Below are 11,598 nucleotides of genomic sequence, written 5' to 3'. Positions count from 1 at the left end.
TCCTCAGCGCTGGGTGCTGTATTCGGGCGAGATGGCGATCAGGTGCATCAGGTACAGGGCCTTGCGGCGCTGGCGCTGCTGCTGGTTGCCATTCGAAGTGCCATTGGTGCCACCGTTGAGGGCGGTGTTGATGCTGGCCACGGTCGCGTTGTTCCAGGTGGCGGAGCAACGCATCGCCTTCATGAGCACGCTCTTCATGCCCGTACCTGTATTGCTGCAGCTGAAGTCCGCCGGCACGCTGCCCGACATCGTTCCGCCCATCAGCCGGACGTTGAAGAACTCGATCAGAGCCAGATCGTCGGCCACGGCAGGCTCGGCCGCGGTGGAGCGCTCGGCGACGCGGGCCGGGATCTGGTCGATCTGCGCGATCGGGAAGTAGGCGCGGCTGTTCGGCGGGTTGTTGTTGGCGTCGGGCGGCGTCGGCGAGGTCGGTCCGCCGGTCAGGGCGCCGGAGCCGCAGTTGTTGCTGTTGCCGCCATAGCCGGAGCACAGGCGGGCGAACAGATCATTGGCCGCCGCCACCGAGGTGACCTCGTGGATGATCTGCAGTTCGGGCGAGAACAGGCCGCGCTCGGTGACCGTGCCAGGCTGGCGATAGTCGGGTTCAAAGAAGTTGAACACCGTAGGCGCACCGAGCGGACGCTGCTGGTACTCGTTCTGCGGGTTGGTCGGGCCCCAGCGGCGCAGGGCCGGCTGGCCTGCCAGCGGATTGGCCGTGGCCGGGCTGCCCTGCGGGTTCTGGTTCGGGAACAGGGCGGTATCACCTGAAACCGCGCCAAAGTGGCGCCACAGGGCTACCAGCTTGAGCATGGGCTCACGCACCTTCCCAAAGTCCACCGGCTGGCCGGCGGCGCCATGCGGGCGGCGCGCCTCTTCGTCGATGAGGATCGCCCGCACCACCGCCTTCATATCGCCGCGCACATTGTTGCCGTTGTTGGCGAAGACCTCCGCCACGCGCCGCACGTAAGCAGGGCTGGGGTTGGAGGTGACCAAACGCTGGATCAGCTGGCGCGCCACCATCGGCGGCGTGTTCGGATGGTTGAACAACAGGTCGACGACCGCATCGATGCTGCCCTCGCAGTAATCGATGCAAGCCTGCTGCTGGGCTTCGTTCAGGTTGCTGGCGTGGCAGTTGAGCGGCGAGCCGTCGAGGAAGCTCGGCTGCACGGTCAGGGTGCGGACGCCCTGCGAGCTGCCAAGGGTCAGGGTCTTCTCGGGCGTGGGCGTGCCCGGCGGCAGAGAGAAGCTGCCGGTATCGGTTTCGATGATGGCGCCGCTCGTGTCGCGACCGTTGTCGTGGTAGCGCGGATAGCAGACCAGCGGGCGGTACCAGTCGGGGTGGATCAGGCCACGATTCAACGGGTCGCGCGGCGGGCTGTTACCGAACAAGCGGTTGCCGCCGTTGCCAAAGCGGCAGCCAATACCCGTGCAGGCCGTGGTCGAATTGGAGCCGCAGTTGCGCTCCAGCGGGACCCCACCCACCACCGAGACACCCTGGGTGCACTGGTAGGACAGGCCGGTGAAGAAGCGCGCCAGCTCGGAGATGTCGTCTTCGTCGTAGGTGGTCTGCAGCACCTGCGGGTTCTGCGGATCGGCGAAGGTGGTGTAGAAGTCGTCGCCGCGCACGACCAGGCCGATCGAGAACAGCTGCATGATCTCGCGGGCGTAGTTCTCGTCGGGCTGCACGCCGTTGTTGCCGGCGGTGAAGGTCGTGTTGCCACCACTGGTGCTGCGCACCAGCTCGAACTTGCGATTGCGCAGATGCGTCAGGTAGCGGCCCATCATCGGGCTGTAGGTCACCTCGCGCAGCAGCGTGCGGTAGTTGCCCAGCGCGTTGCGGACGAGGATGTCGTTCCACTCCGCCATCTGGATCGGCTCGCCGGCCAGGAAGTCATCGCGGTCGGAGGCCACCACGATCTGGGACAGGGCGTAGGCCACCTTCTGACGGACCTGATCGGGGGCCGTCACGGCGACATCGAACCAGCGGTGGAGGCGCGCATCCTGGTTGACGCTGCTGTTGGCGGGCAGGGCCGCGGCATACGCCTCCAGCCAAGCGCGCGACAGTGTCACCGTGGGGTGATTCAGCTGGCCATTGAGCCAGCCCGAGACCGACTGCGAGCGCACGATCGGGATGTCCTGCGGGCGCGCACCGAACGTGGCCTGATTGAGGAAGCGCACCGCCTCCGCGTCCGAGGTCGGCAGGTCGAAAGCCACCTCGAAGGAGTTGGAAAACAGCGGGTCATCGGCCTTGCTCTCGGCTGAGAACAACGAGCAGGTCAAGCCTGCCAGGCCCAGGATCAGACTGGAAAAACGTGTGTAGGTCATGCGAGTTCCCCGGATGGGAAGAGCGGTGAAACGTTTGTTCACTCTACCTCGGGCTAAACATTTGAAAACTTGTCGCTGGCCGCAGCCCCGATAAACGGCAGTGAAACGCCGCTGACACACCGCGTCACATTCTGCGCAGTCTCGTCAAAACGCGAAATCGATCGTAAAAGCCCGGCAATCGGGGGGTTTCCGACACGAACTGGCGGAGCCCGCCCCACATGCGCGTGCTGCAAGGCGCAAGACTGCGCTGCCAGAGCGATCGGCCGAGGTCAGCGAAGAGGCAAGCGCACGGAAAGCCACTGAGCGCGCAACGCGCCCGTCGGCCGCGCCGCGGAGCTTGGCCACAGCCAGACCCTCGCGCGCCACCTCTGCCGACAGAAGTCCCGGAGCCCGCCGCGCCTGGACGCGGGCGCCGCAATGATCCGGGCCGGCCCTACAACCTCCGGGAATGCTCTGACGCATGGCCGCCTCCGGGCACAAGGCCGGCGCGATCCCGGGTCATTCACGCGCCTGCTTGATCCAGCGCGAGCGGAGGCAGCAGAGGCGCGCCGTGCAGCAGCCGAACGGGGCGGACCTGCAGCGGACTCGCAGCCCCTGACAACGCCAGGGGGGATGGCTCAGATCTTCCCAGGGCACCAGATCAGCGCGTGCCAGCAGTCTTCAGCCGCCCGCAGCCTTGGCCTTGCGTTCTGCTTCTGCAGCCTCAAGTGCGGCGAAGGCGCTGGCGATCCGCTCCTGCTCGGCAGGGCCCACTCGTCCGCCGAGGGCTTCAGCGAGATCAGCCGGGGCGCACTGCCGCAACCGCTGCAGGGCCTGGCCCGCCTCCTTGGGCGAGGCATGGCCCTCGCTCTGCAGCAGCAGTTCGCCTTCGGCCGAGAGCAGCTTGAAGTAGAACTGGCCGTCGGCCTCCCGGTACTGCTTCACCTGCGGCAGGGCTTCGCGCTCGGCTTTCGCCGGCGCGGGCTTGGACGAAACGCCGACGAACCGGCGCAGGCCCACCGCCTCGCGCAGCTCCGCCAGCAGCGGCGCAGCGATGGCGCGGGCGCGGGCGGCGCCAGCCTGCAGGATGTCCTCCAGCCGCTGCGGATCGGCCATGTAGGCCTGGTAGCGCTCGCGCATGGGCGCCACGTCGCGCTCGATGCGCTCGACCAGACGCTGCTTGGCCTCGCCCCAGCCCAGGCCGGCACGCAGGTCCGCACGGTAGGCCGCGGCCTCGTCGGCGCTGGCGAAGGCATCGAAGATCAGGGCCAGCGCATTGGCCTCGGGATCCTTGGGCTCACCGGGCAGTCGCGAGTCGGTGACCACGCGGGCCACGGCCTCCTTCAGCGCCTTGGCGCCGCCCTCGAACAGCGGGATGGTGTTGTCATAGCTCTTCGACATTTTGCGGCCATCGAGCCCGGGCAGGGTCGCGACCGACTCCTCGATCACCGCCTCCGGCAGGGTGAAGAAGCTGCGCCCCTGGCCGAACAGATGGTTGAAGCGCGCGCCGATGTCGCGCGCCATCTCGATGTGCTGCACCTGGTCGCGGCCCACCGGCACCTTGTGCGCGTTGAACATCAGGATGTCGGCCGCCATCAGCACGGGATAGCTGAACAGGCCCATGGTGACGCCGGCATCGGCATCCTCGCCGGCCGCCTCGTTGGCGTCGGTCGCGGCCTTGTAGGCATGCGCGCGGTTCATCATCCCTTTGGCGGTGACGCAGGTCAGCAGCCAGGTCAGCTCGGGAATCTCGGGGATGTCCGACTGCCGGTAGAAGTGCACGCGCTCCGGGTCCAGCCCTGCCGCCAGCCAGGTCGCGGCGATCTGCATGCGCGAGCTCTGGATGCGTGCCGGTTCGTCGCACTTGATCAGGGCGTGGTAGTCGGCGAGGAAGAAAAAGGCGTCGACATTGGGGTCGGCGCTGGCGGCGATCGCCGGGCGGATCGCGCCGACGTAGTTGCCGAGGTGCGGGGTGCCGGTGGTGGTGATGCCGGTAAGGACGCGGGTGCGGGACATGGAGCCTCTTGGGGGTGGGGGCGCGGCGCGCTCAGCGGCGCGCGGCCTCTTCGATCTTCTCGCCGGCACGTTTCAAGTCCTTGCCGGCGCCCTGGATGGTGTTGCAGCCGGCCAACACGAGCAGGCCGAGCGCGAGCGCCGCAAGGCGCCAGACTGGTTTCGAGATGCGCATGGGATCTCCGGCGGCAATCGCCGCGAAAAGCGGGGGCAGCAGCCTAGCAGCGCCTTCGCCCGACCGTCAGCGCCAAGGCTTGCGAGGATTCAGCGCGGTCAAGCGCGCGTCAACGCGCCTCGCGCTGCGGATCGCGCATCAGGGTCGATTTGCCGAACAGGCTCTCGACCAGGTCGACCGCCAGCCGCGCCGTGCGGTTGCGCTCATCAAACGCCGGGTTCAGCTCGACGATGTCGAGCGAGGCCATGCGGCCGGTGTCGGCGATCATCTCCATCACCAGCTGGGCTTCGCGGTAGTTCGGCCCGCCCTCGACCGTGGTGCCGACGCCGGGTGCGATGCCGGGATCGAGGAAATCGACGTCGAAGCTGACGTGCAGGTGGGTGTCGGCGTCGACCCCTTCCAGCGCTTCCTCCATCGCCCGCTTCATGCCGACTTCGTCGATGTAGCGCATGTCGTAGATGTCGAGGCCGGCCTCGTGCACGAGGCGACGTTCGCCCTCGTCCACCGAGCGGATACCGATCTGTTTGACCTGGTCCGGACTAATCGCCGGAATGCTGCCCCCGAGATGGGTCAGCGCGCGCGGCCCCATGCCGCAGAGGCAGGCCACCGGCATGCCGTGGACGTTGCCGCTGGGCGTGAGCTCGGAGGTGTTGAAGTCGGCATGCGCATCCAGCCAAAGGATGCGCAGCTTCTTGCCCTGCGCGCGCACGTGCTTGGCGACGGCGGTGATCGAACCGACCGCGAGGCAGTGGTCACCGCCCAGCATGATCGGCATGCGCCCGGCTTTCAGCTCGGCCTCGACAGCCTGCATCACCGCCGTGTTCCACTCGACCACCTGTTCCAGATGGCGATAGCCCTCGTGCGGCGGCTGCCAGGGGTTGAAGGGTCCGCGCAGGTTGCCGCGGTCGTGCACCTCCAGACCGCGCGCAACCAGGGCTTCGCCAAGGCCGGCGACGCGCAGGGCCTCAGGCCCCATCGAGGCGCCGCGATGGCCTGCGCCGATGTCGGTCGGGACGCCGATCAGGCTGACCGGCGGGAAACGGTTCGAGCTCATGGGTCTTCCTGCTCCTCGGTCGCCTGCGAGGCGGCGGCGATAGCCTTGTCGATCAGCACGAGCAACTCCAGCGTCGGCGTGAGCAGCTCGGCGCACAGCGCCTGCACGGGACGACGCGCCTCGGCAGGCGACTTGATCCAGGCGATCCACTGGCGCTCGATGGCGCGGGCCTTGTCGCTGACCTCGGGGAAACCGTAAGCGCCCGCCGAGCCCGCCATCTTGTGCAGCATGCCGCGCAGCTCGGTCACATCCGCCTCTGCGGCCTCGTTGCTGGCTGCTTCGCGGATCGAGGCCATGTAGCGGCGCAGCTTCAGGCGCTTGTCCTTCAGCGCCAGTCGGTACAGGGCCAGCAGGGAGTCAAAACCGTCGATGCTCACGCGTTCGGGCCACGCTGGGGGTCGATCGGGCAGCGCGGGGCTGCGAGAGTGGTGCCGGCAGTCCGAATCGAACGGACGACCTACCGCTTACAAGGCGGTTGCTCTACCAGCTGAGCTATGCCGGCACGGAGCCGGGATTGTAGCGTCTTGAGGGCGCGATTCGGGATCGCCTGACCGGGACTTCTGCCGCATGCCGCCCGGATGCACTGCGGCGAGGGCGCCATCCCCTGCCCCAGCCTTCAGGTTTCACAGTCGATTCGGCTGGAATCGACGCCGGCATAGCCGCCGAGCTGGGCGCGCCAGTCGAAGCGCGGGTCGGCGGCGATGTCGACCCAGTACTGCGGGATTTCCTCGGTGCGCTCGCCGAGCTCCGCGCCGAAGCCCATCGCACGCACATCGGCCTGGCGCTGTCGGGCGTTCGCGAGCTCGCGGAACAGTCCCAGCGAGATGGTGTTCTGCCGGTCGCCGGCAGTGACGACGTAGTAGTCGCGCAAACCCTGGGCCGCCAATTCGCGCGCGGTGGCGAGCGCGGCGTCGCGAGTCGGCTGCGCAGGCATGTAGACCCAGTAGCCGCGGCGGGCCAGGGCACGGGTCTCGCGGAACTGGATGCGCTGCACGACCGGGGTCAAGGCGCCGACCGCACGGCGCAGGTCGGCCTGGGTCAGGAAGGGGCCGATCCGCTCGCACACCGCATCGGCACTGGGCGCGATCGGCTGCGGCGCCTCCGCCAGCTCGCCGACCATGCCGCGCGTCTCATGCTCGCTCAGCAACTCAAGGCCCGGCACGGCCGGTTCGGTCGGCGCGAAGCGGCGCGGCTCGTGCTCCGGGCGCAGGAACCACCAGGCGCCGACGCCGACGTTCATGAGCAGCAGCAGCAGGACGAGCACGCGGGGCAGCATCGGGGTCGGGAGGTCGATCGGGCACGGAACGGGCGCGCAGGATAGCAGGGCGTCCCAGCCCCGCCGGGCGACCAGGCTTCAGTCGTGCACCGCGGCCTGCAGCAGACCGTGCAGCACCAGGGCAGGCTCGACACGCACGGGACACTCCAGCAGCGGCGCGATGCCTGAGGCGTCACCGCCCGCCAGCAGCACACCGGGCACCTCACCGGCGTCGCGCTCCAGCTGTCGCCGAGCGCGCTCGATCAGCCCCGCCGCCGCCTGCCAGGGCGCCATGGCGACCGCTGGCGCGGTGTCATTCGCCCAGAAAGCCCCGAGCCCAGGTGAGCCGCCGGGCATGCGCAGATGCGGCGCACGCGCCAGCAGGGCCTCGTGCATCGTGGCGATGCCGCTCAGGATCAGACCGCCGAGATGCCGGCAGTCGCGGTCGATCGCATCGATGGTCAGAGCGGTACCGGCGCCGACGACCAAGAGTGGCGGGGCAGCGATCGCCAGCGCCCCGCGCAGGCTGAGCCAGCGGTCGGAGCCGAGATGCCCCGGCCGTGGATAGGCGCAGCGCAGCACCGGGCCACGCGCGGTGGGCGCTTCGGCTTGGGTGCGCGCTCGAAGCAGGCCGGGGCGCTGCACCCGCACCGAGGCGGCGACGCAACGCTGGATCGCATCCACCGTCGCCTCTGCGGTGACGGCCACCAGATGCACGCTGTCGAGTTCGGGCAGCCCGCGCAGGGCGTGTTCCAACGCGGGCAGGAAATCCGGGCCGGCATGGGCAAGCGCGGCCACCTCGCCGAGCCGCCAGTCCGGGTGCTCCGCATCCGGCGGCAGCGCCAAGCCCCACTTCAGGCGGGTATTGCCCAGATCCAGCAGCAGGCGCGGCTTCATGCCGGCCTCAGGCTGGCTTCGCCGCTGTGCCAGACCCGCACGCCATCGGCATGCTCGACGCGCAGCCCGCCATCCGCGGCCAGTCCCAGCGCGCGACCGGGCCAGCGCTGCTCGCCCGCGAGCATCTGCACCGGCTGCCCGCGAAGCACGTCAAGACGCTCCCAGTGCGGCAGCAGGTCGCCTAATCCCTGCGCCTGCATCTGCCAGAGACGGGTACGCAGCTGCCGCACCAGGGCCGCCACCAGCTCGGCGCGGTCGGGCTTGAGCCCCAGATCGGCGAGGGCGATCCACTCGACTTCGGCCTCGAAGTCGCGCGGCAGGTCGAGGTTGAGGCCCAGTCCGATCACCAGAAACACGCCGTCGGAACGCCCGCCGACCTCGACCAGCAGCCCCCCCAACTTGCGCTCGCGGGCCCACAGATCGTTGGGCCACTTGAGGCCCACATCGACTGCGCCAAGTCCGCGCAGCGCTTCCGCCACCGCCAGACCGGCGATCAGGCTGGCGCCGACCGCAGCGGTGATGCCACCAGGCCATGGCAGCGCCATCGAGAGGCAGAGGCTGCCCCCAGGGCGCGACTGCCAGCGACGACCCAGGCGCCCTCGGCCAGCCGTCTGCCGCTCGGCCACGCGAACTGCGCCCTCGGGCGGTGGCGGGCCTGCAGCCAGCAGATCGGAATTGGTGGACTCCGTCACCGCCACCCACTGCAGCTGCGGCGGCGCAGGGTCAGCCGCCGCCAGTGCTCGCTGCGTGCGCTCGGCCAGCGCGGCGATCGATTCGCTCATTTCCGCCGGCCTCAGCCCGCCCGGCGATGGAACAGGCGCACGCGCTCGAAGCGGTGCTCGGTGCCGCGCAGCAGCCGCTGCACATTGCTGCGGTGGGTGAACAAGATGAAGCTCGCCGCAGCCACGGCGAAGCCGAGCTGCGCTGGCGCGATCCACAGCGCCAGCGGCACCAGCACAGCGGCTCCGAGGATGGTCGAAAGCCCGACATAGCCGGTCAGCACGAGACAGAGCATCCAGACCAGGAACACCGGGCCCACGCTGAGCGGCCAGACCACGCAGAGTCCGCCGACCAGGGTGCCCGCGCCCTTGCCGCCGCGGAAGCCGAAGAACACCGGCCAGGTGTGACCGATGGCCGCCGCCAGGGTGCAGGCCCCAGCCAGGTCAGTCGCCGACAGCAGTGCCTCAGGAGTCCACAGCCACGCGCCAAGCGCGGCGGCCAGGGCGCCTTTGCCGATGTCGATCAACACCACGCCGAGCGCAAAGCGCCAGCCTCGCGTGCGGAAGGCATTGGTGCCGCCGGCGTTGCCGCTGCCGCTCTGGCGGATGTCGACGCCGATGGCGCGACCGATCAGCAGGCTGCCGGACAGCGAACCCAGCAGATAGGCCAGCAGGAGAGCGATCAGGGATTGGAGCATGGGCCTAGTGTGCGGGTTCGGAAGGGCGCCACGGAAGCGCAGGCCAGCACACGGCGGCCTCGCGCTCGCCGATGGCTCAGGCGCGATCGATCGGGCCGAGATCCAGCAGACCGACCACCAGCGCGCCCGAGCCCGCATGCGCGCCAATCGCGGGGCCGACTTCCACAACCCCGAAACTATCGGCCTGCAGGGCCTCGCGCAGGCGGAGTTCCAGCTGCTGCGCATCGTCTGCGCAGTCGACGTGGCCGACCAGCAGACGCCAGCGTCGGCGCGCGTCGAGCCGCTTGAGCAGATGCCTCGCGAAGCGCTCCGGCGCCACCTGCGCCCCGCCCGTCAACGCGCCCGCGATCGCCAGTCGACCACTGGGCTTGGCGCGCGCCACCGGCGTGAGCCCGAGCGCCGCCACCAGCTTGCCGGCCCAGGCAGGAATGCGTCCGCCGCGCACGGCGAAACTCACGTCGCGGGTGATGGCCCAGGTCTGCACGCGCGGGCGCAGGGCTTCCACCTCGGCGACGACCTCCGCTGCACCGAGCCCCCGCGCCGCCGCTTCGGCGGCGGCAATCGCCAGCAGGGCTTGGCCACAGCTCGCATGCCCGGAATCGACCACGCGGATGCGTTCGGCGGCGACGCGGGAGGCCGCCGACTCGCCAGCCTGCAGCGTGCCCGACAGTGCGCGGGCGATGCCGACATAGACCAGCTCGCGGTGGTGCGAGAGGCGCGTCTCGAACTGACGGCGGAAATCGCCCGGCGGCGGCTGCGAAGTCTTGGGAGCGACGGGGCTGGCCTTCAGTCGCCGATGGAATTCGGCGGCGCTCATCGAGACTTTGTCGAGGAACTCCTCCTCGCCGAAGGAGACGCGCACCGGTACCGCGGACAGGCCAAGCCGCTGCGCCAACTCGGCGGGATAGTCGGCGCCCGAATCGGTGACCACCGCCACCGCCTGCGCCAGGCTCGCCTCGTGCTGCTGGGCGAGCATGTCCTCCGCCTTGTGCGCGCTGACCTTGCCGAAGCGACCCGCCAGTTCGAACAGCTGCGCCGGCGCACCGACATGAGCATGGATGCGCACGCGCTGACGGCCGCCGGCGATCACGACCGATTCCGCGCCCGCCGCGGTCAGGGCGGCACGCAGGGCCTCGGCATCCAGCGCTTCGGCGCTGAGCAGGCACTCGGTGCACCAGCGATGTGCGGGGTCGACATCCTCATGGAGATCGGCTCCCGCAAATGGGATGTCTTCCAGATGCTCGACCCGTGCCGCCACTTTCAGGCGGCCTGTTCGCAGGTAGTCGGCAATGCCTTCGAGCAGGTCGACGAAGCCCTGTGCGCCAGCATCCACCACCCCTGCCTGGCGCAGCACCGCGAGCTGTCGGGGCGTATCGGCCAGCGCCGCGTGTGCTGCGTCAAGCGCGCGCTCGAAGCGTTCGCGCAGGTCGCGGGCGCCCTCGGCGCTGGCCCGCGACATGCCATCGGCGAAGGCGCGAATGACGCTGAGGATGGTGCCCTCGCGCGGTTCGGACAGAGCCTTGCGGGCGGCGTCCGCGCCGGCAGCAGCGGCGGCGGCGAGCTCATCGGGCGGCAACACCTCGGCGTCGGCGACTCGCTCGGACACGCCGGAGAGAAACTGCGCCAGGATCGCGCCGGAGTTGCCGCGGGCGCCATCGACGGCGTCGTCGGCCACCTGCCGAAGCAGGGGACCGAGCGCCGCACAGCGGCGACTCAGGCTGCGGCTCAGCACGCTGTTGAGGGTGAACGCGAGGTTGCTGCCGGTATCGCCATCCGGAACAGGGAAAACGTTGATGCGATCCAGCAATTCGCGGCGTTCGACGACGCGACGCATGCCCGCAATCAGGGCACGCCGCATCTGTGCGGCGGTGACGGGCGCTTCAAGGGCGCGGGGACTCAGGACGGCAACCATTCGGCGAGGATGCCAGAGCCCCCGTTCAGGTCACGCTGCGCTGCGACAGCGCAGGGCAACCCGATCGACGATTGACATTTCCTCACTTTCTCTGAACGCCCCCGCGCTACACTCGGGCAGCTGACCGCCTGTGATTCGCAGACGCGGCGTCTCATTCCGAACGTCGGAAAGAGCACTGGCCGCGATCCCGCCCGCTTCCGCAGCCCCTGTCCAAGGAATGCTCATGCCGCAGATCCGCACGATCCTGAGCGCTTCGCTACTGTGGCTCCTTGTCTCTGCGCCGGCTGCGGCGGTTGAAGTCCTGCCGATGGATTCGCCCGCGGACGAGTGCGGCAGCGAGGCTGCCGCTGGCGTCGAGCCGGCCGCGCAGGAGCCAGCGCTGATTGAGGATGCCGAACTGCCCGCAGGTCTCCAGGCCGTGGGTGGATCCGCAGTGCCCGTGCGTGCCCCGACGCAGGGCGGCGGCGACTCAAGCACACCCGCACCGGCCAAGCCGAGCTCGCGCTGGAACGCCTTCCTGCCCGGCATGGTGCGTTGACCGCAAGACCCGAGGCCCCAGACCGAGGTCATC

General features: G+C 69.5%; 11 protein-coding genes and 1 tRNA gene. 1 reads left to right on the top strand and 11 read right to left on the bottom strand.

The features are described from left to right. Positions 1-3: 3 nt before the first annotated feature. The 11 genes from BLP83_RS12795 to BLP83_RS12745 form a co-directional block, all read right to left on the bottom strand. A complete protein-coding gene (locus BLP83_RS12795) occupies positions 4-2,325 on the bottom strand; it encodes a DUF1800 domain-containing protein (protein ID WP_091243437.1) in 2,322 nt (773 codons plus the stop codon). A gap of 660 nt (positions 2,326-2,985) precedes the next feature. After that, positions 2,986-4,320 carry a tryptophan--tRNA ligase gene (locus BLP83_RS12790; RefSeq protein ID WP_091243435.1) on the bottom strand — a complete coding sequence of 445 codons (1,335 nt, stop codon included), beginning with the start codon at positions 4,318-4,320 and terminating at the stop codon, positions 2,986-2,988. Between the two features lie 31 nt (positions 4,321-4,351). Next, positions 4,352-4,492, bottom strand: a complete 141-nt coding sequence (locus BLP83_RS12785; protein ID WP_091243432.1) for an entericidin A/B family lipoprotein — start codon at positions 4,490-4,492, stop codon at positions 4,352-4,354. Positions 4,493-4,601: 109 nt separating this feature from the next. Then, positions 4,602-5,546: an arginase gene (gene rocF / locus BLP83_RS12780; RefSeq protein WP_091243429.1), complete on the bottom strand. Its 945-nt coding sequence runs from the start codon at positions 5,544-5,546 to the stop codon at positions 4,602-4,604. Further along, a complete protein-coding gene (locus tag BLP83_RS12775) occupies positions 5,543-5,923 on the bottom strand; it encodes an Hpt domain-containing protein (protein ID WP_091243427.1) in 381 nt (126 codons plus the stop codon). Before BLP83_RS12775 ends, rocF begins: the two co-directional genes overlap by 4 nt. A 49-nt stretch (positions 5,924-5,972) precedes the next feature. Next, positions 5,973-6,048: transfer RNA gene (locus BLP83_RS12770), tRNA-Thr, on the bottom strand. 114 nt (positions 6,049-6,162) lie between these two features. Further along, on the bottom strand, positions 6,163-6,810 hold the full coding sequence (locus BLP83_RS12765; RefSeq protein WP_176764185.1) for an SPOR domain-containing protein: 648 nt from the start codon (positions 6,808-6,810) through the stop codon (positions 6,163-6,165). Positions 6,811-6,900: 90 nt separating this feature from the next. Next, a complete protein-coding gene (locus BLP83_RS12760; protein WP_091243421.1) occupies positions 6,901-7,698 on the bottom strand; it encodes a type III pantothenate kinase in 798 nt (265 codons plus the stop codon). Continuing rightward, positions 7,695-8,480, bottom strand: a complete 786-nt coding sequence (locus BLP83_RS12755; protein WP_091243418.1) for a biotin--[acetyl-CoA-carboxylase] ligase — start codon at positions 8,478-8,480, stop codon at positions 7,695-7,697. Before BLP83_RS12755 ends, BLP83_RS12760 begins: the two co-directional genes overlap by 4 nt. Positions 8,481-8,491: 11 nt before the next feature. Then, positions 8,492-9,115 carry a glycerol-3-phosphate 1-O-acyltransferase PlsY gene (gene plsY, locus BLP83_RS12750; RefSeq protein WP_091243415.1) on the bottom strand — a complete coding sequence of 208 codons (624 nt, stop codon included), beginning with the start codon at positions 9,113-9,115 and terminating at the stop codon, positions 8,492-8,494. Between the two features lie 76 nt (positions 9,116-9,191). Beyond that, positions 9,192-10,949: a DegV family protein gene (locus tag BLP83_RS12745; RefSeq protein ID WP_176764184.1), complete on the bottom strand. Its 1,758-nt coding sequence runs from the start codon at positions 10,947-10,949 to the stop codon at positions 9,192-9,194. Positions 10,950-11,250: 301 nt separating this feature from the next. Here BLP83_RS12745 and BLP83_RS12740 point away from each other — a divergent pair, with 301 nt between their 5' ends. After that, complete coding sequence (locus BLP83_RS12740; protein ID WP_143006671.1) at positions 11,251-11,565, top strand: hypothetical protein; 315 nt, start codon at positions 11,251-11,253, stop codon at positions 11,563-11,565. Positions 11,566-11,598: the final 33 nt, after the last annotated feature.

Origin of the sequence: Aquimonas voraii, assembly GCF_900101825.1 — a bacterium.
Classification (GTDB): Bacteria; Pseudomonadota; Gammaproteobacteria; order Xanthomonadales; family Xanthomonadaceae; genus Aquimonas; species Aquimonas voraii.
The sequence above is the reverse complement of the archived record's forward strand: the minus strand, read 5'-3'. Positions and strand labels throughout refer to the sequence as shown.